This is a genomic window from Thermostichus sp. MS-CIW-41 (assembly GCF_054058915.1).
Genome location: NZ_JBSSBO010000014.1, coordinates 1 through 21087 on the forward strand (window position 1 = coordinate 1; position 21087 = coordinate 21087).

Below are 21087 nucleotides of genomic sequence, written 5' to 3' on the forward strand. Positions count from 1 at the left end.
GCCAAGACTGTTCTCAGTGCGGTCAAAAAGTACCGAAAACCATTCGAGACAGATGGCATTCTTGCCCGCATTGTGGACTGGAACTAGGCCGAGACCACAACGCGGCGATAAACATCAAATACAGAGCAGTGGGGCATCCCGTTCTCAAAGCTCAGGAAATGTCCTTTACAGGAGTCACTGAGAAGCCCGTACTCTTTCGCTTTAGCGGCGCGGAGCGCTTTGCGTCAGCATGAGTGCGGGAGTATGTCACAACAACAGCGTGCAAAAGCTGGTCAACAGCAAGGTCACCGCCGTCAGGAGCAGGCTAAAGCTCCAAAGCCGCAAAGCGGCAAGCAGCAGGATCCCGATCACCCAAATCAGCAGAGCATTCCAATAGGGTCGGTTGGGGGCTTTGGACACATTAATTTTCTGGAAGAAGGGCAGCAGGATGAACGATACATCCAACAACAGGCGCGGCAGCCGCAAATTGTCCGGCAGCGGCAGATCTCGCACCGCCAAATAAAGCAGCCCCCAGCTCAACAAAAGCGGGATTAGGAGCAGATAGTTGGATTCGGCCAGCAGGGGTCGATCCACCACCAGCGGAAACAGAGGGCTGATCCCCCAGAGCAGATAGAGGTAAAAGTTGAAGTTCAGCAGCGGCTGTAGCAGAGGGGGCACCTTGAAGCGTTGACCTTGGGATCCGATCCCGTTTACCTGAGCTGCGATTTTCTGGCCCAGGGATCCACCTTTTTGAGGGGTTTGCGCTGCCGGAGCCGCCCGCCAACCGCAGTGGTCGCAGTAGGGAGATTTGAACCGGTAGGCTGGGATCGGCTTGCCACAGGAAGGGCAACGTTGGATCGGACGAGGTTGAGAACTGGAAGCCATGACCACCCCGCGGTACTTCTGCCTTAGCATGCCCCAATGGCTCTCAGTTTACTCCCAGGGCAAACGACAATGTAATACAGGCTGCCCCCAAAGCCGCGCCGGCCATGACCTGCACGGGAGTGTGCCCCAGCAATTCTTTCAGGTAGGGTTCTGGAAAACGGTCGGCGCCCTTTTCTTCAAACCATTCTTCCAGGAGGCGATTCAGCACCCGCGCCTGTTTTCCGGCGGCTTGGCGGATCCCCGCGGCATCGTACATCACCACCAATGCGAAAACCACCGTCGCGGCAAACAGCAGGCTGTCCCAGCCTTCCTGCATCCCCACCCCAATGGACAAAGCCGTCACCAACGCTGCGTGGGAGCTGGGCATTCCCCCGGTTTCCACCAAGACTCGCAGGTTAACCTTGCCTGACCGCACATAGGAAAGGATCAGCTTGATGGCTTGGGCCAACACACTGGCCAGCAAAGCAACCCAGAGGACATGATTGGCCATCAACTGTTGCAGCATACGGCTCTCCAGCACAGACATGCGAGCAGGGTCTCCAGGGATCCCATCTAACTTGTCCTCTTGTCCTGCCCTAATGCTGACGGCGAGTGATGAAATCTGCCAGGGCCAACAGCGGCTCTGCCCGCGATCCATAGGGGCGCAACGCTTCCTTGGCCGATTGAATCAGCTCCTCGGCTTTTTGCCGGGAGGCCTCTAGGCCCAACAAGCTGGGATAGGTGGCTTTGGCGGCAGCTTGATCCTTTCCTGCCGTTTTGCCCAGTTGCTCGCTGGTGGCGGTGATGTCCAAAATGTCGTCCACAATCTGAAAGGCCAAGCCAATATCGCGGGCGTAGCGGCTCAGGCGGTCCAGCAGCTCCTCATCTCCCCCCGCCAGGATCCCTCCCGAAACCACCGAGACTTCCAATAGAGCGCCGGTTTTGTGGCTGTGAATGTACTCCAAAGTTTCCAGGGAAATGGCTTTGCCCTCCGACTCCAGATCCACCACCTGTCCCCCCACCAAACCGGTTGCCGCCACAGCATGGCCAATGCGGGCGATCACCTGTAACACCAACTGCGGCGGTACCCCCTGAGTTTGGCTGGCAATGTGCTCAAAGGCAAAGGCCAGCAGAGCATCTCCCGCCAAGATGGCAATGTCTTCGCCGAACACCTTGTGGTTGGTGGGTTTGCCGCGGCGAAAGTCGTCATTGTCCATGGCCGGCAAGTCGTCATGGATCAGCGACATGGTGTGGATCATTTCCAGGGCACAGGCGGTAGGCAGAGCCTGCTCCACAGTGCCGCCGGCCAACTCGCAAGCAGCCAGACAGAGGATGGGCCTGAGGCGCTTCCCCCCTGCCAATAGGCTGTAGCGCATCGCCTCGTAAATGCGCTCCGGATAGGCGGGAACCAAAGCTGCAGAGAGAGCTTCTTCCACCTGTTGCTGACGCTGGCTCAGGTAGGCTTTCAGGTTAAAGGTTTGGGCAACCAAGCGGGGTTTCCTCTCAACTCGGCAATGGGGGGATCCTTGTCGAGCCGTTCTTCAACAGACTTGTCAGGTGTCATTATCTCATGTCCACTTTAATTGGGGATCCCAGCCCAGAGGCCAAAAGGGTAAGAAGTAACAGCAAGTTGCAGCCGATGAAGAAACTGCAGGGATCCTGAGCCGCCAACTTGCGGTTGCTGTCGCCACAATGTCAGGATTCATAAGGATCTTTAGCCGGATTGCCCTCCTATGTCCCACTCGCCTGTTCAGCTCAGCGCCACCTCCTCCACCGCCAGCGGTGCGGAGCACTTGGGTGACCGTTTGCTGCGGGCGGCCCGAGGGGAAGTGCTGGATCGCCCTCCAGTTTGGATGATGCGCCAGGCGGGTCGCTACATGGCGGCCTACCGCGAGCTGCAAAGCAAGTACACCTTTAAGCAGCGTTGCGAGATCCCGGAGCTGGCCGTCGAGATCTCGTTGCAACCGTTTCGGGCCTTTGCCCCTGATGGGGTGATCCTGTTCAGCGATATCCTCACCCCCCTTGAGGGCATGGGGATCCCCTTTGAGCTGGTGGAGCATCAGGGGCCAATCATCGACCCGCCGATTCGTTCCCAAGCCCAAATTGAACGCATCCGCCTCCTGGAACCGGAAGAAAGTCTGCCCTTTATCAAGACCATTCTCAGCACCCTGCGCCGCGAGGTGGAAGGGAAAGCAACGCTGCTGGGATTTGTCGGCTCCCCCTGGACTCTGGCCTGCTATGCCGTGGAAGGGCGCAGCTCCAAAGATTATGCCCACATCAAAAGCTTGGCCTTTACACAGCCGCCATTGCTGCATCAGTTGCTGAGCAAGCTGGCCGACAGCATTGCCCGCTACGTGATCTACCAGATCGAGTGCGGCGCCCAGGTGGTGCAGTTGTTCGATACTTGGGCCGGCCAGCTCAGCCCAGTCGATTACGAGTGTTGGGCCTTGCCCTACCAAAAGCAAATTGTGGATCAGGTGAAAGCTCGCTATCCGCAGGTGCCACTGATCCTCTACATCAACGGCAGCGCCGCTTTGCTGGAGCGGGTGGGCAAAGCCGGCATCGACGTGTTCAGCCTCGATTGGATGAGCGACATGGCAGAGGCCAGGGCTCGCCTGGGATCCCTAGCGGTGCAGGGCAATCTGGATCCAATGGTGTTGCTGGGATCGCCAGAGTTCATCCGGCAGCGCACCCTAGAGGTGATTCGAAAAGCCGGATCCCGTGGACACATCATGAACTTGGGCCATGGCATCCACCCAAGCACTCCAGAGGCCAATGTCCATCACTTTTTCGAGACGGTGCGCCAGTCGGCAGAGCTGATACATTTACGCTGAACACTGCTGAACATCACTGTTCAACTATGCAGCGATAGCATTCTGTTTGTTTCCATTCGCGTTAGCGGGACGGAGTCCAAACAGAATGGCGGTATCCCGCAAAGCTTTGAGTAGAATACCCAAAGCGCAGTTTCCGTGTCGTCTTACTACCAATTTTCTGCTTTGCTTTGGCTACCATGTTGGCAGACTCGAAAGTAAACAGAAAGATCAACTGTTAGTAATCCGTACTGAACATATTATACATTATTTTCAGTATAGTTGAGCTTATTATTGACTAGAGTCATGCTCCTAAAAGCCCTCTAGCCTAACAGGCAGCGCGAACCCCTCCTCCCTGAAGCGTTTTGCTCAACTTTTGCTCTAAGGTTGCACGGCCATCTCCAGGGATCCCCGGTGTACATCAGCGTCATCATTCCCACCTACAACCGCCGTCCCATTTTGGAGCAGTGTCTGCGGGCCTTGGCGCAGCAACAGCCCGGCCCCTACGAGGGCTACGAGGTGGTGGTGGTGGACGACGGCTCCACCGATGGCACAGTGGAATGGCTGCAGAACAACCCCATCGGCTTGCCCCAGTGGAAACTGTTGCAGCAGGAGCACCGCGGCCCCGCCGCTGCCCGCAACTTGGGGTTTCGCCACGCCCAGGGCTCCCTCATCGTCTTTATCGACAGCGACCTGGTGGTGGTGGATCACTTCTTGGCCAGCCACGCCCAGATGCTGCGACGACACGGCGTTACAGGGGATCCCCGCTCCCCCCACGAGGCCAAGGTCTTCACCTACGGGCGGGTGATCAACACGAGCAATTTTCAGGATCCCCGCTCCGAACCCTTCAAGCCCACCGATTTTTCGGCAGCCTTTTTCGCCACCGGCAACGTGGCCATTGCCCGCCATTGGTTGGAGCTGGCCTGCGAAACCCCCGCCGGCCCCTTTGACGAGCGGTTTCACCTCTACGGCTGGGAAGACCTGGAGCTGGGGGTGCGGCTAAAACGTTTGGGCCTGCGCCTGGTCAAGTGCCCCCAGGCCACCGGCTACCACTGGCATCCACCCTTTGAGCTGCAGCAGATCCCAGGATTGATTGAGCGGGAACGGCAGCGGGGCCGCATGGGCATTCTCTTTTACCAAAAACACCCCACCTGGGCCGTGCGCCTGATGATCCAACTGACGCCCCTGCACCAATTCCTGTGGGGCCTTTTATCCCTGGGGGGCTGGCTGAACGAGAAGCGGGTGGAACCGCTGCTGCGCTGGTTGATCCGGCATGGCCGCTCGCAGTTGGCCTTGGAGCTGTGCCGGATTTTTTTCCTCAACTGGTACAACGTGCAGGCCGTTTACGAAAGCTACAGAGCGATGAAGGCGCGAAATAAGGGGATCCACTCGGCTTGAGCTGCCACCAGGGCGGGGTAAGTGAGTCGGCCATAATCCTTGCCGGGAATGAGAGGCTGGCCGGGATCCGGATCGGCACAGCTCAGGGGTTCCCAAACGGCGCCGGCCCCCTTGACAATGGCCCACACTGCCGCCACATCCCAGATCTTGGGCGAGCGTTCTACCGCCCCCAAAAGGCTGCCACCGGCCACCGCCAGCAGGTTGTAGGCAGCGCCCCCCAACATCCGCGCTTTGCAAGGGAATTGCGGGCTAATCCAATGGCTGCTGCGGGAACAGAAATTGAACAATTGGTTGGGGCCGGGTGAGGCGGTGCTAGGACGGATTGGCTGGGGACAGGCGGGATCCCGGTCGTGGCGGGTGAGAAAAGCTCCTGCTGCTGCATCCCCAGGAAACCGAGGCCAATAACCGTAAAAAGTCTGGCGAATGGGCGGCAGATGGACACAGCCAAACACCGGCACGCCCCAATGCAGCAAAGCCAAGGAGCTGCCCCAAATGGGGATCCCACGGGCAAAATTGGTGGTGCCATCCAAAGGATCCACTACCCAACACCACTCCTTCTCGGGAAAAATGTGGTTGGATTCCTCGCTCAGATAACCGTGATCGGGGTAGGCAGCGGCAATGGCCCCTTGAAAAGCGCGATCCGCCCACTGGTCAGAAGAGGTTACCAAGCTGCCGTCGGCTTTTAAGGACTCCGTCCCGCTGGCGCGAACCGTAGGGTGGGCCTGGCCAAAGTCTGCCAAGAGCTGGGATCCCACGCTGGCCGTAGCCTGCAAGGCAAACTCGGTAACCTCCAGCCAGAAAGGGGATAGAGCAGCAGTTGCAGAAGGAGCACTCATGCCCCAATCCTAGCGGGATCCCTGGCTTTTGGGGTGGAAAAGGGGTCGCAATGGCAGCGGATCCCTCACAAGCAGGTTCTAGGCCCATAAGCTGAATAGAATCAAATCATAGGTAAACTCCCCAGCTGGCCACCCTCCTCCATGAACCAGCGCCTGATTGGACAACTGATTGGCAACCGCTACCGGCTGACCCGCCACATCAGCGAGGGTGGCTACGGCAATGTGTTCGAGGCGGTGGATACCCAGCTCAATGACGAGCTGGTGGCCGTCAAGTTGTTGCGCCCGCCGCCCCCGGACATGGGCCCAGAGTACTACCAGCAACTGCAGCAACGCTTCATGGATGAGGCCAGGGTCAGCGCTCTGTTGGGCGAGCACCCCAACATCGTGCAGGTGCGCTCTTACGGCCTGTACCAAAACCAGCCCTATCTGGTGATGGAGTACCTGAATGCCAAACCCTACAGCGGCCAGGGGTTGGACTATGTGCTGGCTCGGGAAGGCCCCTTGCACCCAGAGCGAGTGGTGAACTTGGCTCTGCAAATTTGCTCTGCCCTGCACCACGCCCACAACTTTCAGATGGATCTGGGCAAGCACTCCATTCGCGGCGTCATCCACCGCGACATTAAACCCAGCAACATCTTTGTGCAGAAAGGGCCCGATGGGAAAGAGCGGGTCAAGATCCTGGACTTCGGCATTTCCAAGCTCATGGGGGAGACCTCTCGTGGCCTGACGCAAACGGGCTATTTTTTGGGCACGATGGTCTACGCCTCGCCCGAGCAAATGCGCGGAGAAAAGCTGGATGGCCGCTCCGACATCTATTCCCTGGGGGTGGTGCTGTACGAGCTGTTAACTGGTGCGTTGCCCTTCGAGCCGGATACCGACACCTTGCAGGGCTGGTACCACGTCCACAACTTTCAAAAGCCCCGCCCCTTCCAAGACCACAAGCTAGCCCACCCCATCCCTGCTGCTCTGGAGAGGGTCATCCTCCAGTGCCTAGAGAAAGACCCTGCCCTCCGCCCAGCCAACATGGAAGGGCTCAGCCAGCAGCTACAGGCTGTCTATGGAAACAAGGTTGCCCCTCCTGCCCCGTTCGTCCCCTCAAATTCCTCTCGTTCACCTCAAGGTGTTCGCCCCCCGCGGATCCCGACCGGATTTGGCCAGCCGACTTCCCAACAGCCCCGAACTGCCCCAGTTGAGGAAGAAAAGCTCCAGCAGGCGGTCAGTCTGATCGAGGCAGGCGAGTACAAGATGGCCGTCCATCTGCTCAATGAGCTGATCCAGAGCGCCCCCAACGAAGCCCGCTACTATCTCTACCGCGGCCTGGCCCACCAACGGCAGGGACATTGGGGCCTTGCCCAGATGGATTATCAAGGGGTGCTGCGGCTGGAGCCGGGTAACCCTTCAGCGGAACAGGGGCTGCGCGAGGTGGAACAGAAGGTTGGGCAGGAACATGTCAACAGCAAGTCCGGCTCTCATCTGTTGGATGCACCCCTGAATGCACCCCGCCTGGGCAAAGGGTCGGCGTTGAGTTGGCTCTTGGCCAATTTGGGGGCGGCTGGGATCGGCTACCTGGGGCTGGGGGCATCAGCGCCTCTGCTGGCGGCTTTGGGATCACTACAAGAAGCGGTGGCTGGAGCCGGCCTTGGCTTGCTGATGGGGCTGCTGCAGTGGCTGGTGTTGCGGCGGCAGGTTTCGGTGGGATGGGTGGCTGCAACTTTGCTGGCCACGGCTTTGGGCTGGGCGGCGGCGGATTTCCTCGCTCCCCAGGTGGGGGTAGCAACCTCTGCTTTTAACCCGACGGATCCCTGGCTCCAAAATGTCTTGCAGGCAATGGGAGATGCGCTGCGCGGTTTGCTGGTGGGGGTCGGCGTTGGTGGGCTGCAATGGGCCTTGTGGTCTCAGCGCTGGAAAGGTAGCCGGGCTTGGATCTTGGCGGCAGTTGCCGAAGGGGCAGGATCGACTCTGTTGATGGGTTGGCTGCTGGACAATACTACCTTGAACAGTTGGCTGCTGCTGATCGTGGGGCTACTGGCCAACACGCGCCCCCTTAGCGCAATGGTGCTTTTGAATTTGCGCCGGATCCCTCCTGTTCAAAGTCAACAACAAGCCCCTTAGCCCACAGGGATCCCATCTGAGTTCTCTCTCTCAAGAAGAGGGAAAGACAGGAATCAAAACCGCTCATTATTTTTCTCACGATTTTTCTCACGGTTACCGGGGAGCGCCGTGAGATCCCCAGCTCAGAGCTACGCGACTGGTTGTAGGGAGTAGGGTCGTTTGAGCTACTGAGAAAAGCCCTATGGCCCTGTGCATGCAACGTTTTGGGTGTGGGCCAGTGTCCTGGCCTAAATTTCAAGAGGGCAAGGATGCACGCTATAGAGGAACTTTCTAGCGGAGCTATTGCACCGGCTAGTGTCTCATTGCCATTTGAATTGACTATAAGTGCTGCTGCAAAACCAGGAACCAGAATCCTCGCCCGGCGAGTATGTTATGACTCTGAGCTGGAAGCTGTTTTCGAGTAAAACTCACGCATTTCTGTAAACCACTCCAATCGCGAGGGATCCCAGGTGTAGAACATGTGTCCGCCGCGATAATGACGTAGGGTGAGGTTGGCCTTCAACCGCGGATCCAACTTCATCAAATCCACCAGGTGATTCGAGGCAAAGTAGGGCGTGACCAGGTCGTAAAAGCCATGATGAATGCTCACCCGCATGTGGGGGTTGAGGGCCATGCTGCTGCGCAGCTCGTCCATTGCCCCGATGAATCCTTGCTTCAACTCTCCTTTTGGGGTGAACCGCCAGGACTTGAACACCTCCAGGTTCAGTAGGTGATAGGTCAACTCCGTTTCCACCTGCAAGGTCTCTCGCAAGTGGCTGTTGATGGCTGCCGTGAACAGGCGATCGATCCCATCCAAGGTGGGATCGGATCCCTCGAAGGTAGGCCGATCCGGAAAGGGATCCACCGTGGTTACAGAAGCATCGTAGAGCCCCAGCACCAGTCGCTGCGACCGCAACAGCTCGCGGGCAAAACTGGCGATATCGATCCGCCCGCCTTTGTGGGCTACATATTCTGGAGATAGGCCGATCCCTGCTGCCATTTCCTGATACACCGCTTGCCGTTCTGCCTCTGGCATTGCCTCCCCCATGGCCAAGAGGGGCAGCAGACGTTGTCGGGCAAAGAGTTCTGCTTTGGGCAGCAGGATCTGCAAATCCTCCCCCCAGCCACACCGTCCATGATGGGCTGCTGTGGCCACATAGGAAGGGAAAAGGGCTGCCCAGGTGCTGAGGTTGTAATCGTTGGTCTCCAGCAACCCAAACTCAATCGCAGGCGAGATGAGAATGGCCCCCGACAGGCCCACGCCAAACTTGGATTGCAGCTCCTTGGCCAGCCGCGCCACCCGAAACCCACCGTAACTCTCGCCGGCAATGAAAATGGGAGAGAGCCAGCGTTTGTATCGGGAAAGAAAGCCCTGAATGAATTCTCCCAAGGATTGCAAATCCCGCTCCACATCCCAGAAGGGCGATTCCTTAGGAGGCTCCTCCGCCTTAGCATCCGGCTGAGGGGGCTTGGATGCCGGATCGGATTTCTCCCGGGAATCTTTGGGGTCTTGAGAATCCTTGGGCAGGGCGCGGCTGAACCCCGTCCCCACCGGATCGACAAAGACCAGGTCGGAAAAGGGCAACCAACTTTCGGCATTGTCCACCAGCCGCACCGGGGAGGGGGGCAAACTGCCGTTGGGCCCGAAGCAAATCCGTTTGGGCCCCAGCGCTCCCATGTGCAGGTAGGCAGAAGCTGCCCCAGGCCCACCGTTGAACACAAAAGTGAGAGGGCGGTGCTGAGAGGCGGAGTCTTGCTTTAGATAGGCGACGTGAAAGATCTCGGCCACCGGCTTTTCCCGCTGGAAAAGGGTCTGCCAACCGGCCAGCGCTCTGTAGGTAAAGCTCTCCTCTCCAGCCGTAAACCTGTGCTCGGTGGAGGAGAGGGGGGAAGTGGGCTTAGATTCAGTAGCCATGAAAACAGGGATCCGCAGTCTGATCCCCAGTGAATCACAAGTTGCCGACCCTCAACACTCCCAGAGGAATCTCCAAACGGCACCTCACAAAGTCAGCGGAGCTTCCAAAGTTAGATTGAAAGATTGGCCGGGGCGCAGCACCACCACCTGCGGAGCGGTAACATTGCCCACCACCACTCCGGTCGCGGCACCTCCCAGGACATTGCCCACTGATACTCTGCCCGTGATGGCCCCCAAAATGGCTCCCGCGGCTGCCCCAATGGCTGCATCCTGAGCGATGGCCTCAGCCGAATACTGACGGGGATCCTTTTCGTCGTGGAGGATGTTGGAGGAAGCCCGCAGGCTGTAGGTACGACCGCCGAGAACAATGGAAGTGCCGACAAAGCGGGATCCGCCCGGTGCAGGTTCCATCTGTCCAAAAATGCGGCTACCCGCCGGGATCACCAAGCGCCCCTGGCTGTCAAAAATGTTCTGAGTAACGGCCACTTCCAGGGGATAGACGGTGTCGGGATAAAAAAAGTATTGCGGCTCTTCGCTACTCAGGCTGCCGACCGGGATAATCGTCCCCTGCTCAAGGCGGTAGGCACCCAATTCAAAAAGCGGCTGAGCCGAACTGGGCAAGGGGGCCAACGAAGGGATCCCGGCCAGGCCAAGAATGGCTGCTGTTAAGATAGCTTTCATGAGTAGAGTCTCCAATGCTTCTCCAATCCAAGTTCTGCGGAGTTCTGAGCAGTTGCCTGAAGCTGTTCCAGGTCAATTTGCTTCCTTATCTCAACTTCTCTCCGCTTCTAGGTTACCGAATCCTTCCTGAAGCTTGTTTTCCCCCACAAGTCGATTTGTCTTCAACTGTTGGCAGTTTGGGTGACCATCCTGCAGCACAACGCCTCTTAGAAATGCTGGAAGGCTTGCTGACGACTGAGGGCTTGCCCGTCCTTCAGCCAGACGGTTCCCTGCGGATCCCAGCCTGTCACTTCTCCAATCCAAACGGCCCCCGGCAATCTTTCCAACAGATGCTTGGCCACCGACACCTCGGCACTGAGGAGCAGCTCAAAATCTTCGCCCCCATAAAGCGCCCACTCCCAGGCTTGGGCCGGGAAAGCCTGCCGCAAAGCTTCTGAAATCGGGATCCGCTCCACCTCGATCCTCGCCGCCACCCCGCTGGCCTGACACACCTGCACCAGGGCATCTGCCAAACCGTCGCTGGTATCCATACCGGCAATGCGCAAGGGATCCGGGATTCCTTCCAAGAGGGGCAACAGATCCAGTCGCGGGCGTGGGTATTGGTGAGCCCTGATCAACTGCTCGCGCTCGGCCGCCGTAGCTGAGGATCCCTGTTCAGGATGGAGAAGCAGCTCCAAGCCTGCCCGCGCATCTCCGTGGGGCCCTGTCACCACCAGCCAATCGCCGGGTTGAGCCCGTCTGCGCTGAATGGCCCGCCCCGGCTGCACCGATCCCAGGGCCGTGATTGCCACAAATCGATGCGGCGACCGACACAGATCCCCTCCCACCAGTTGGCATTCCCAGCGGGCGCAACAGGCTTGCATCCCTTGATAAAGCTCCTCCACCCAAGCGACCGGCGTGGATCCCGGCAAGCCCAAACCCACCACCAACGCCTGCGGACGGGATCCCATCGCGGCCAGATCCGACAGATTGGCGGCCACCGCGCGCCAGCCCACCGCATGGGCCGGGGTCGTCAGATCGCTGAAGTGAACTCCCTCCACCAACACATCGGTTGTCACCACCAACTGCCCCTCCGGAGCAGCTAACACCGCCGCATCGTCTCCCACCACCTGGGCCGGACAGTAGCGCTGCACGATCTGCAGCAGCCCTGCCTCCCCAATTGCCGAGATGGGTAGGGGGGAAGGATCGCCGTTTTGTGGGGAAGAACTGTCAGAAAGACCGGAGAACAAGACAGACCTCTGAGGGTAGCGAGGATAACACAGCTGCAAGATCTGGTGGATGCTGGAGTCTTGTTGGATATTTCCAAGGATCCCGCCTGCACGCCACAGGCAAGCTGGAGAATTCTACCCCGCCGCCCGCTGTCCAATCAGGGCATAGAAGGGATCCCCGCCTCCGCCTGCCCAAAAGCCCAGCCAACCCATAGGGGCAGGCCGCTGGATCACCTTCACCACCGCAAACCCTGGCACCGACTCAAAATAGCGCCTGACCAACTCCACCCGCCCCGCCTCGGAGTTGTCCCGCCAAGCCTGGATTGCCTTCTGGAAAAACATGCGATTGGAGAAGCTGACGATGAAGAGGCCCTGGGGCTTTAGGATGCGATACACCTCGGCAAACACCTGCTCCGGCTGCTGCAGATACTGCACCGAGACCGTGTTTAGCACCGCGTCGAAGGATTGATCAGGGAAGGGCAGACTTGGGTTTTGGTTCAAGTTTTGGATGAAGAAGTGATCCAGCCGGGGGTTGGCCGCCAGTTCCTCAGGGTTCATCCCATGCCCCTCCACATGGGCAAACTCCATCTCAGGCGGCAAATGGGAGACCCAACTGCTCATCAGATCGAGAATGCGGGTCTGGGGCCGCAAATGCTCGCGGTATAGATCGGTGAGCTGGCCGATGAAGCCAGAATCCACATGAGTCACGAAGCGAGGATAGCTGTAAAAGAGGGCATCGTCGCTGGGATCCAACTTGGAGCGCTGCCAATCCTTGAGCACCACCATGGCCAAACGGTTGCAAATCTTAATCAAAGCTAACATTTTGGAAGCTTCGGAAAAGGGGTGGGCGTGATACCTTAGCAGAGCAACAGTGGCCATTTCGCGAAGGACTCTTTGCCGTGATGTCTGTGTCTCACCCCTCTTCAGCGGCTCCTTCTTCTTCTGGGTCTAACTTTGGCCTGCGGGAGTACGTAACCGAACTGCAGCTCCACATGGCTCTGCAGGCTCGCAGCCTTACTCCTTCTCTCAGCGTTTCCCCAGCCCAGGACAGCCCCCTGGCTCTGGTGCAGCGGGCACAGGCAGCTATGGAGAAGTCCGTTTCCCGCCAGTGGCTTTGAGCGGCACAGCCTGGGCAGAGATGCTCAGGCCAAGCTTTTGCGCAACACCCCCTGCACCAGTAGAACCGACACTACGACAAACCCCGTCAAAAGGCCCAGGGATCCCGCCAGGGTGAGATCGCCCCAGGGAGCCTGCAGCACCACATCGGCCCAGCTCCAATGGCTGCTGCGGTAAACATGGCGGATGGGCTCGATGGCAAAAGTGAGGGGGTTGAGGCTGGCCACCCAACGCAGCCAGGTGGGCATAAAGCTCAGGGGAGCCAAGGCCGTGCTGGAAAAGATCAGGGGCAAGTTCACCAAAAAGATGAAAGCCAGCAATTGCTGGTGCCCCGGCATGGCAAAGGCCAAGCCCAAGCTCAGCGCCGTGAAGCCCAAGACCAACAGGCCCACGATCAGGGCCACCACCGCCAAGCCTGGCCCGTCGGGGATCCCGGCCCCAAGGGCGTAATCTGCCCCCACAATCACCGCCGTCTGCAGCAGCGCCAAGCTGACGATGAACAGGCTAGAGGCGAGAACAATGGAAAAACGAGAGGTGAGGGGAGCCACCAACAGCCGGTTCAAAAAGCCAAATTCTCGGTCGAAAATCACCGGCACCCCAGCATTCAAGGCTCCACCAAAAGCCGTAAACACGATGACTCCCGCCCCCAAAAACTGGGTGTAGTTTTGTCCGGCCCCGAAAATGCCGGCAGGAGCATTCTGAAACAAGGCTCCAAATAGAATCAGCCAGAGCAACGGCTGGATAATGCCGGCCAGCAAGGTTGTGGGGCGACGCTGCAGTTGGATAAACAAGCGGCGGGTGAGGGCGAAGGTCTCCTGCCAAAAGTCAGCCGTCAAAAGGGGGATCGGGTTAGATTGAACCGGGGAAGAGGCAGAGTTCATACCCAAGCTCCTGTAGAGTTGTGATCAATGAGTGTGTGATGAATGAATGCAGTATCTAATCCATCAACCAATACAACCAATAAATATCTCGATATGCCTTTGTACAGGGATCAATGGGGCTCGATCATGAGGGGATGAAGTTACTTTTTCTTTTTGCCCAGATTGGCCTCGGCAGCGGCCAGCTCCGCATCCATGAGGGTTTGCCCGGTTGCCGCCAAATACACATCATCCAAGCTGGGACGAGACTGGGTGCTGCTGAACACCTCTAGCCCATGAGCCTGCAAGTGGGCGCGAATCTGGCTGAGGGGATCCTCTCCATTCCGCTGCACCACCAGGTTCAGGGCGTTGCCCTGGGCGCTGTTGATCACCACCTTCTGGACAAAGGGCAGGGATCCCAGCAGTTGGGCACCCCGCTGGGCCAGTTCCGCCGGGGCAAATTCCTGCAGCTTGACGGTGATGCGCTCGCCGCCGACGCGGGTTTTCAGCTCCTCGGGGGTTCCCTCGGCGATCACCTTGCCCCGGTCGATGATGGCCACCCGATCCGCCAGCAGGTCGATCTCCTCCAGGTAGTGGCTGCTGAGCACCACTGTGATCCCTGTGTTCTTGAGTTGGCGCAGAAAATCCCAGATGGCCAACCGACTGGGAATGTCCAGGCCCACCGTGGGCTCGTCCAAGACCAGCACCTGGGGTTGATGGAGCAGTCCTGCCGCCAGATCCAAGCGTTTGCGCAGCCCGCCGGAGTAGGTACCGATGCGCTGGTCGGCACGGTCGGTCAGCCCCAGCAGCTCCAGGACGGCAGCGATTCGCTCTTGGGCCAGGGGGCGCGGCAGGTGGTAGAGGTCGGCCTGCAACTGCAACAATTCTCGCCCGGTCAGCACCTTATCCAAGGCCACCTCTTGGGCGACAAACCCCAGTTTTTCTCGTACCGCTTTGGGGTTTTCGCTGGCCGGGATCCCGTACACCTCTATCCGGCCCGCATCGGGACGAAGCAAGGTGCAAAGGCAATGCAAAGTGGTGGTCTTGCCGGCCCCATTGGGGCCGAGAATGCCGTAGATCTGGCCGGGTTCCACCTGAAACGAGACGTCCGCCACGGCCACTGTGGATCCGTAGCGCTTTTGAAGTTGCTCTACCAAGACCGCAGGAGTATCTGACATGGGTATCCACATCTCGCTTCCTCTAGGCTATCAAGCCTGTTCGGGAGATGAGGCCAGGGATCGCCACCATTTCTTGCTCGTTGCCGCCAGCCCCCTAGGGATGGTGGGAGGTAAACTACCCGGCTCCGACCGCTAAGCGGTACGGAGCGGGCTTTCAGTAGCCCTGAGCCTGTTCTGCTCTACCAGAGAACAAAACAAGCCCGAACCTCTAGGCTGGTTTACAGCAGCCCCCAAGAGCGCAATCACATTCGCACCATTCAAATCCGCATCCCCTTCCCATCCACAGTGCCCACACTTGAACGACTTGCCACTGCGGTAGGACTTACCCTGCTCAGGGTGGATGTGTAAGCACCGGTGGCAGGTCTGCGACGTGTAAGCAGGCGGAACAAGAATCAGAGAAACCCCTGCAACCCTCGCCTTGTATTCCAGAAATTGACGTAGCTGGTAGAACGCCCAACTGTTGGCCCTGCGCCTTTCGGTTTTGCTGCGTGGCTGTTGATTGACTCTTTCCCGAATCCCTGTCAAGTCTTCCAGGGCAATAGCGCTGTTTGTGGTCTTTGCCCTAGAGACAATAGCTTTGGAGATGCGATGATTGACCCACGCCTGAAAGCGCCTCTCCTTGCCAGACAGCCGTTGCAACAGTTCTCTGCATCTGCGCCGCGAACTGCGTGTGCCCTTACTGGCTTTGCGTTGGAGTGCCGCCCTCAACCGGGAGTAGTGGTCGCGGACTCGGTTCAACTGCTGTCCATTCCAGTTGTCCCCCTCTGACGTATGGGCAATATCTGTCCTTCCAAAGTCCACCCCGATCACCTTGTCGGTATCTTGTTGCTTGGGTGGTTTTTTCTCTACGCAAATCTGGATGTAGTAGGAGCCGTCTCTGCGCTTGACCAGAGTGGCCGATTTGGGGTTAGAACCAGCCAGCATCCCACGCTGGTAGTTGCCAATGGCCAGTTCAAAGCGCTCCCGACCCTCCACCGTGGTCAGCGACACCGTCCAGTCTTTTTGACGGAACGAAAAGATACGGGCGTCGTAGGTAACAAAGCCGCTCTTAAACTCCTTGACGGGACGCTTTTTCTGCTTAGCCACTTTGCGGGAACCCGCTACCCGTCTGCACACCTGTTGAGCCAAGTTACTGGACAAGCCAAACCGGGCTCGAATCTCGTAGTAGCAAAGGGATTGCAGTTTGACCGCGTTGACGATCTTCTCCGGCGTGTTCTGGTTGACCCAGTTCAGTGCCTGCACAAAGGCATCCATCGTCGCGTCCAATTTAGCGGCTTGCGACTGGGACACCTTGAGCTTGCAGGAGATGGTTAGGATTTGGCTCATAAGTTCATTGTACTTCATCAAAGCGCATTCCTCCCAGCACTGACCCTACGGGTACAGTGCGGGGCTCCTGCGATTTCTAGCTGAACTGAGGCTCACGGTATAGTGGTTCAGGCGAATCCGATGAGTGCAGAGGGATCCCCGCCCATCCTCAACTCAGTCCGGTTGGGTTTAACCCTCGCCAAGGTGTCTGTTGTGGAGAGGAGATGAATGCTGAAGCCAAAGCATGCCTGCCGGCCCCTGCTGCCGACTTGTGGGAGCTCGGATTCCCCTATCGAAAAAGGATGCTCTGTTGTAGCTTATACAGCCTTGGCCATTTTAGCGCTTGGCTTGGTCGGTTGCGGCGAGGGAACAACTCCTCTGGGCCCCCTGGAAAATGTCTTCCTGCGGGCAGATGATTTTGAAATTACAGGGGGATCCCCGGCATCGGGCGCAGTGGGGCCCTACCTACAGTTCAACATGCGGCGGCAGCGGGATAACCAAATCCTAAATCGCCCCCTTAATGTCTATGTGGACAATGCCGGGCTGGCAGAAAGGCGGAATCCCCTTTTGGATAACCAAAACCGTCCTATTCTCTTACAGCGCTCGGTGGCCTTCTTGGGCAATGGGCTGGATCTGAACAGAGATGGCCAGCCGGATCTGCCCCCCAAAGAACCCCCCAACTTCACCAGTGGCCCGCTGCTGCCCTACACCCCGCCCAATCAGTGGCAAAGCCGGGCTGCCCTTGCCTATGTCCCCGGACAGGCCAATATCCCCGGACGGAGTCCCAGCGACCGCTTTGGCATCTACTTTTCTTCCATCCTGCCCTACACCGGGCAGCTTCGCTTTCGCGCCCGCGACGAGCTGGGCAATGCCTTTGCCCGCACCTTTGAGGTCACCTACCCGCCGGCAGCCAGCCGCGCCACGGTCACCGTCACCTTGGCCAACCTCACCGCCACTGCCCAAGAGCCGGTTCTCATTGCCATTTGTAACCAGTTGGGAGCTGCTGCCGTGGTGGGCCTGCGGAGTGGCACGTTCACCGAGCTGGTGGATCTCCTGCCGGCCCCAGGGCTGCCGGTGGATCCCACCTTGAGCGAGCCCATCCGCTATGTGGCCGAGGCTTATCAATTGAACCGCGATCGAGCCGTCATCCGCGTTTCCCAGAATCCCACGGATCCCAGCCGCATGAGCGTTCCTCTACTGGGATTTGAAGGGACAACCGGTCGGGCAGATCTGACGCTGGTGAACTCCGCAGGGGATCGGCTGACTTGCTTCAACGATCGGCTTTCGGATCTGCGGGATACGTTTTCTGACTTTTTCAGATAGTCAATTCAAATAGCAATGAGACACTGGCCAGTAGAATAGTCCGACTCGCAAAAGCAGGCCTTGTCACTTCATCAACAGAAGTTCCTCCATCTGCATGCATCCTTGCCCTCTTGAAAGCACTGCGGTCGCTTCAAACTAGATTGAGACGCTCCCCAAGCGTTCCGCGCTGCTTTTACCGACTCCCATACCCTTCCCTTCCGCTGTATGACCGGCTTTGTACGTCTGTGGGTCTGCTCCCTTCCTGGACATGCCCTACGACTCTCTCTCAGGTCAAGGCTTCTTTCTGAGGTCTACTGGCATGCCATCCTACCTGTAACGTCATCTCATCCTCAACTGAATTGACCATAGATCTGGAATCGTTTTACTGGTGTGCGAAGCAACTATACTTGCAATGTCGTGAAAGCGGCTCAACCGACAAAACCTCAGGGCAGATGCTGCAAGGCCAGCGCCAACTGTTCGTACTCTGCCAAACGGTTGTAGACCTGGGCCGAGATGCGTACCCAAAGCTGCCCGGCGAAGGGGATGATCGGAACCTCAATGCGGTACTTGTACCAGAGGTAATCGTGAAGCCGACGGGCGCGCTCCTCAAGAGGAAGCTCAGGGATCCACTGCTGCCAAAATGGCGGCAAGGGTAGGGTGGCCATAAAGCCCAACATCTTTTCGGGGGCGGGCGGGATCCCCTCAAGAGCCTCCAAGAGCAACTGCCGCGCCTGCAGCAGCAGAGTGTGGTTGTGCTGACGGATGTTGTCCAGTCCCACCCCTTGGATAAACGCCAGGGCTGCTGAAATGGCCAACCAAGCGCTGGGATCCCGTGTGCCCACCCAGTCGAACTCCGCTGTGAACCCTTGCCCATAGCCGTGGGAGATCACCGTAGGATGAGTTTGGGCCTGTCGATAGGGGGCCACCCACAAAAAGGCACAGCCTTTCGGGGCAAACAGCCACTTGTGGGCATTGCCGGTGTACCAATCGGCTCCTAGCTTTTCCAACTCCAAGGGGAGAACTCCGGGGGCATGGGCGCCATCCACCAAAACCGGGATCCCGCGCTCCCGACAGAGGCCGATCAGCTCAGGCAGGGGGTAGATCAGAGCCGTAGGCGAGGTGAGGTGATCCAACACCGCCAGGCGAGTTTGGGGAGTGAGGATGGCCTCGAAGGCCGCGATAACCTGCTCTGGCCCCGCAATGGGGAAAGGGATCTGCGCCTCAACTGGGATGGCTCCCCACTGGGCACAGATGTACTGCAATGCCTGACGAACGGCCCCGTAACCGTGATTGGTGCAGGCGATCTGATCCTCTGGCCGGAACCGCAGCGAGCGCAAAACGGCATTGACCCCGCTGGTGGCATTTTCCACAAACACCAAATTTTCGGGTTCGGCCCCGACGAAATGGGCCAGTTCTGCTGCCGCCGCCCGCAAGGCTCGAGGAAGTTCCTCTCCCATAAACTGCACCGGCTGAGCCTCAAGGCGTTCCCGCCATACACTCTGGGCCTGCAACACCTTTTTCGGGGTCGCGCCGTAGGAGCCGTGATTCAAAAAAACGGCTTGCGGATCCAGTCCCCACAAGGAGCGTTCGCAAAGTGGCGCACAAGCACTGAGGGCAGCGCCAAAGTGGGGAGAATCGGATCCCAGGTTGGAGAAGAAAGGCATGGTTCACTCACTCAAGCCCTAGAAGATGCACGAAAAAGATGTGAGAATTCCTGCGATCTGCATGAAGGGTTTGCTCAGAAATCCGAAGATATCAACACCTATCAACACCGCTGATGTGGAGACCAATGGCATCTCGACTGAATGTCAGAACCTAAGGCTCTTTGAGACGGATTCTCTTAGGTTGATCTATTGGCCGTCACCCAATTCTGGGCCGAGATCCGAGAGAGGGGCAATTTTGCTGAGCTTGATTTTAGGGTTGCTGGCAGCAAATTGCTGTAAAGTCCACTCGTTCTTAAACAGAAGAACGGGCCTGTCTTGAATGTCTTTAACAACTAGGGTGTTAAACAAGCTGGGAATATTCTCCAGCGCCTTCCAGCCATTCTCGACCCAGCGGGCCAGTGTGTAGGGCAACATCTCCAGTCGGGTTTCGACGTTGTATTCACTTTCAAGGCGATACTGCAAAACCTCAAACTGCAACTGGCCCACCGCTGCCACAATCGGATCCCGTTTGGAATCGTCGATAGAGTACATGATTTGTACAGCCCCTTCTTCCCGCAGTTCCGCTACCCCTTTCTGGAACTGCTTAAACTTAGAAGGATTGGGATTTTTCAAGTAGGCAAACAGCTCAGGAGAAAAGCTAGGGATCCCGGCGTAGCGCAGCTTCGGGCCGGTGTAGATGGTATCCCCAATGGTGAAGATGCCGGGATTATTCAGGCCGATCACATCCCCAGGGTAAGCTTCATCGATGGAGATGCGCTCTTGAGCAAACAACTTCTGGGGATAAGATAGGCGAATGGGACGATTGAGGCGGGCATGGTTGACCACCATATCCTTCTCAAACTTGCCGGAACAGATGCGCACAAAAGCGACGCGATCCCGATGGCGGGGATCCATGTTGGCCTGCAGTTTAAAGACGAAGCCCGTAAACTCAGGATGTTCGGGCGGGATTAGCCCAGCAGTGCTCTCGTGAGGCATTGGCGGTAAGGAATACTCCAAAAATGCATTGAGGAAAAGCTCCACCCCAAAATTGGTCATGGCACTGCCGAAAAAGACCGGGGTTTGTTTGCCAGAATGCACCTGTTTTAGATCCAAGGTGGGCATGAGACCATCCAGCAGTTCCAGCTCTTCCTTGAATTGGTAATACAAGTCCTTGTCGATCAACTCCTCAATTTGCGGATCCCCAAGTTTAATGACGGTATCTTGAACTTTTAGCCGCCCCCCAGATACCCGCTCAAAGAAATGAAACTCCTGAGTTCGGCGGTCAAATAGGGCAGTAAACCGCTCGCCTGAGCCAATCGGCCAGTTGACAGGATAGGGCTTGAGGCCCAGTTCTGTCTCAATTTCATCCATCAGCTCCAAGGGATCCCGACTTGGGCGATCCATCTTGTTGATAAAGGTAAAAATCGGCAGCCCCCGCATCTGACACACTTCAAACAGCTTGCGGGTCTGGGTTTCCAACCCTTTGCCGGCATCTTCCAGCATCACGGCATTGTCAGCCGCTGCCAGGGTGCGATAGGTGTCTTCGCTGAAGTCCTGGTGGCCGGGAGTATCCAGCAGATTGAGACGAATGTTGCGGTAATCAAATTGCAGGACGGTAGAGGTGATGGAAATACCCCGCTGCTTTTCCAGTTCCATCCAGTCGGAAGTGGCCCGCTTTTGCGCCCGACGGGCCTTCACAGCTCCCGCTTCTTGAATGGCCCCCCCGTACAACAGCAGCTTTTCGGTGAGGGTGGTCTTCCCCGCATCGGGATGGGAAATAATGGCAAAGGTACGCCGTTGCTCTACAGCTTTGGTCAAATCAAGATCTTTCATCAACTGTTGCCGCTCCACTACAACCTGGTCGTTTTAAAGAAGATGACGTTGCAATGCTGTCCCCTAAACGA

At 57.8% G+C, this 21087-nt stretch carries 19 protein-coding genes; 6 read left to right on the forward strand and 13 right to left on the reverse strand.

Annotated features, from left to right (window positions below; genetic code table 11):
• The coding region (locus ACVWXE_RS06090) for a zinc ribbon domain-containing protein (RefSeq protein WP_457489837.1) at window positions 1-233 on the forward strand (233 nt) is incomplete at its 5' end.
• A gap of 13 nt (window positions 234-246) precedes the next feature.
• Here the strand turns inward: ACVWXE_RS06090 and ACVWXE_RS06095 are convergent.
• Genes ACVWXE_RS06095 through crtE form a run of 3 tightly spaced genes read right to left on the reverse strand, consistent with a single transcriptional unit; the run spans window position 247 to window position 2333 of the window.
• A complete protein-coding gene (locus ACVWXE_RS06095) occupies window positions 247-894 on the reverse strand; it encodes a hypothetical protein (protein ID WP_457489838.1) in 648 nt (215 codons plus the stop codon).
• 13 nt (window positions 895-907) lie between these two features.
• Complete coding sequence (locus tag ACVWXE_RS06100; protein ID WP_414328881.1) at window positions 908-1390, reverse strand: divergent PAP2 family protein; 483 nt, start codon at window positions 1388-1390, stop codon at window positions 908-910.
• A gap of 49 nt (window positions 1391-1439) precedes the next feature.
• Window positions 1440-2333, reverse strand: a complete 894-nt coding sequence (gene crtE / locus ACVWXE_RS06105) for a geranylgeranyl diphosphate synthase CrtE (protein ID WP_414328882.1) — start codon at window positions 2331-2333, stop codon at window positions 1440-1442.
• Between the two features lie 243 nt (window positions 2334-2576).
• Between crtE and hemE the strand changes: the two genes are divergently transcribed.
• Window positions 2577-3677 carry a uroporphyrinogen decarboxylase gene (gene hemE, locus ACVWXE_RS06110; protein WP_457489839.1) on the forward strand — a complete coding sequence of 367 codons (1101 nt, stop codon included), beginning with the start codon at window positions 2577-2579 and terminating at the stop codon, window positions 3675-3677.
• A 390-nt stretch (window positions 3678-4067) separates the two neighbouring features.
• Entirely contained in the window at window positions 4068-5051 is a 984-nt protein-coding gene (locus ACVWXE_RS06115; protein ID WP_414351237.1) for a glycosyltransferase family 2 protein, read from the forward strand.
• Here ACVWXE_RS06115 and ACVWXE_RS06120 read toward each other — a convergent pair.
• Window positions 5006-5887 (reverse strand): inositol monophosphatase family protein, encoded by an 882-nt coding sequence (locus ACVWXE_RS06120; protein ID WP_011433458.1) that lies wholly within the window; start codon window positions 5885-5887, stop codon window positions 5006-5008. The genes ACVWXE_RS06115 and ACVWXE_RS06120 overlap by 46 nt on opposite strands.
• Before the next feature lie 141 nt (window positions 5888-6028).
• Between ACVWXE_RS06120 and ACVWXE_RS06125 the strand changes: the two genes are divergently transcribed.
• Window positions 6029-7999, forward strand: coding sequence for a serine/threonine protein kinase (locus ACVWXE_RS06125; protein ID WP_457489840.1), 1971 nt, complete (start codon window positions 6029-6031; stop codon window positions 7997-7999).
• Between the two features lie 370 nt (window positions 8000-8369).
• On the opposite strand, the gene ACVWXE_RS06130 is transcribed toward ACVWXE_RS06125, so the two are convergent.
• From ACVWXE_RS06130 to ACVWXE_RS06145, 4 genes are all read right to left on the reverse strand, one after another.
• Window positions 8370-9893, reverse strand: coding sequence for a S10 family peptidase (locus ACVWXE_RS06130; RefSeq protein ID WP_457489841.1), 1524 nt, complete (start codon window positions 9891-9893; stop codon window positions 8370-8372).
• An 84-nt stretch (window positions 9894-9977) separates the two neighbouring features.
• Window positions 9978-10574 carry a hypothetical protein gene (locus ACVWXE_RS06135; RefSeq protein ID WP_457489842.1) on the reverse strand — a complete coding sequence of 199 codons (597 nt, stop codon included), beginning with the start codon at window positions 10572-10574 and terminating at the stop codon, window positions 9978-9980.
• Between the two features lie 206 nt (window positions 10575-10780).
• Window positions 10781-11803: a thiamine-phosphate kinase gene (thiL, locus tag ACVWXE_RS06140; RefSeq protein ID WP_457489843.1), complete on the reverse strand. Its 1023-nt coding sequence runs from the start codon at window positions 11801-11803 to the stop codon at window positions 10781-10783.
• Window positions 11804-11917: 114 nt separating this feature from the next.
• Window positions 11918-12568: a class I SAM-dependent methyltransferase gene (locus tag ACVWXE_RS06145; RefSeq protein WP_457394098.1), complete on the reverse strand. Its 651-nt coding sequence runs from the start codon at window positions 12566-12568 to the stop codon at window positions 11918-11920.
• A gap of 116 nt (window positions 12569-12684) precedes the next feature.
• On the opposite strand from ACVWXE_RS06145, the gene ACVWXE_RS06150 reads away from it, so the two are divergent.
• Window positions 12685-12900 (forward strand): hypothetical protein, encoded by a 216-nt coding sequence (locus ACVWXE_RS06150; protein ID WP_011433464.1) that lies wholly within the window; start codon window positions 12685-12687, stop codon window positions 12898-12900.
• 24 nt (window positions 12901-12924) lie between these two features.
• Here ACVWXE_RS06150 and ACVWXE_RS06155 read toward each other — a convergent pair whose 3' ends face one another.
• The 3 genes from ACVWXE_RS06155 to ACVWXE_RS06165 all read right to left on the reverse strand — a co-directional run bounded on the left by ACVWXE_RS06155 (window position 12925) and on the right by ACVWXE_RS06165 (window position 16259).
• Window positions 12925-13779: an ABC transporter permease gene (locus tag ACVWXE_RS06155; protein ID WP_457474047.1), complete on the reverse strand. Its 855-nt coding sequence runs from the start codon at window positions 13777-13779 to the stop codon at window positions 12925-12927.
• 140 nt (window positions 13780-13919) lie between these two features.
• On the reverse strand, window positions 13920-14933 hold the full coding sequence (locus tag ACVWXE_RS06160; protein ID WP_414380813.1) for an ABC transporter ATP-binding protein: 1014 nt from the start codon (window positions 14931-14933) through the stop codon (window positions 13920-13922).
• Between the two features lie 132 nt (window positions 14934-15065).
• Window positions 15066-16259 carry an RNA-guided endonuclease InsQ/TnpB family protein gene (locus tag ACVWXE_RS06165; RefSeq protein WP_457489867.1) on the reverse strand — a complete coding sequence of 398 codons (1194 nt, stop codon included), beginning with the start codon at window positions 16257-16259 and terminating at the stop codon, window positions 15066-15068.
• Window positions 16260-16565: 306 nt separating this feature from the next.
• Here ACVWXE_RS06165 and ACVWXE_RS06170 point away from each other — a divergent pair, with 306 nt between their 5' ends.
• Complete coding sequence (locus tag ACVWXE_RS06170) at window positions 16566-17561, forward strand: hypothetical protein (protein ID WP_457489844.1); 996 nt, start codon at window positions 16566-16568, stop codon at window positions 17559-17561.
• A gap of 422 nt (window positions 17562-17983) precedes the next feature.
• On the opposite strand, the gene ACVWXE_RS06175 is transcribed toward ACVWXE_RS06170, so the two are convergent.
• Window positions 17984-19120, reverse strand: coding sequence for an aminotransferase class V-fold PLP-dependent enzyme (locus tag ACVWXE_RS06175; protein ID WP_457489868.1), 1137 nt, complete (start codon window positions 19118-19120; stop codon window positions 17984-17986).
• 270 nt (window positions 19121-19390) lie between these two features.
• The gene (locus tag ACVWXE_RS06180) at window positions 19391-21016 is read right to left on the reverse strand and encodes a peptide chain release factor 3 (RefSeq protein WP_457489845.1); all 1626 of its coding nucleotides are present in this window, start codon (window positions 21014-21016) and stop codon (window positions 19391-19393) included.
• Between the last annotated feature and the right edge of the window lie 71 nt (window positions 21017-21087).

Bases quoted from the DNA above. Each gene is read 5' to 3' on its own strand.
- ACVWXE_RS06095 (WP_457489838.1), bottom strand. From the start codon at position 894: ATGCTAAGGCAGAAGTACCGCGGGGTGGTCATGGCTTCCAGTTCTCAA.
- ACVWXE_RS06100 (WP_414328881.1), bottom strand. From the start codon at position 1,390: ATGTCTGTGCTGGAGAGCCGTATGCTGCAACAGTTGATGGCCAATCAT.
- hemE (WP_457489839.1), top strand. From the start codon at position 2,577: ATGTCCCACTCGCCTGTTCAGCTCAGCGCCACCTCCTCCACCGCCAGC.
- ACVWXE_RS06120 (WP_011433458.1), bottom strand. From the start codon at position 5,887: ATGAGTGCTCCTTCTGCAACTGCTGCTCTATCCCCTTTCTGGCTGGAG.
- ACVWXE_RS06125 (WP_457489840.1), top strand. From the start codon at position 6,029: ATGAACCAGCGCCTGATTGGACAACTGATTGGCAACCGCTACCGGCTG.
- ACVWXE_RS06130 (WP_457489841.1), bottom strand. From the start codon at position 9,893: ATGGCTACTGAATCTAAGCCCACTTCCCCCCTCTCCTCCACCGAGCAC.
- ACVWXE_RS06135 (WP_457489842.1), bottom strand. From the start codon at position 10,574: ATGAAAGCTATCTTAACAGCAGCCATTCTTGGCCTGGCCGGGATCCCT.
- ACVWXE_RS06145 (WP_457394098.1), bottom strand. From the start codon at position 12,568: ATGGTGGTGCTCAAGGATTGGCAGCGCTCCAAGTTGGATCCCAGCGAC.
- ACVWXE_RS06150 (WP_011433464.1), top strand. From the start codon at position 12,685: ATGTCTGTGTCTCACCCCTCTTCAGCGGCTCCTTCTTCTTCTGGGTCT.
- ACVWXE_RS06155 (WP_457474047.1), bottom strand. From the start codon at position 13,779: ATGAACTCTGCCTCTTCCCCGGTTCAATCTAACCCGATCCCCCTTTTG.
- ACVWXE_RS06160 (WP_414380813.1), bottom strand. From the start codon at position 14,933: ATGTCAGATACTCCTGCGGTCTTGGTAGAGCAACTTCAAAAGCGCTAC.
- ACVWXE_RS06165 (WP_457489867.1), bottom strand. From the start codon at position 16,259: ATGAGCCAAATCCTAACCATCTCCTGCAAGCTCAAGGTGTCCCAGTCG.
- ACVWXE_RS06180 (WP_457489845.1), bottom strand. From the start codon at position 21,016: ATGAAAGATCTTGATTTGACCAAAGCTGTAGAGCAACGGCGTACCTTT.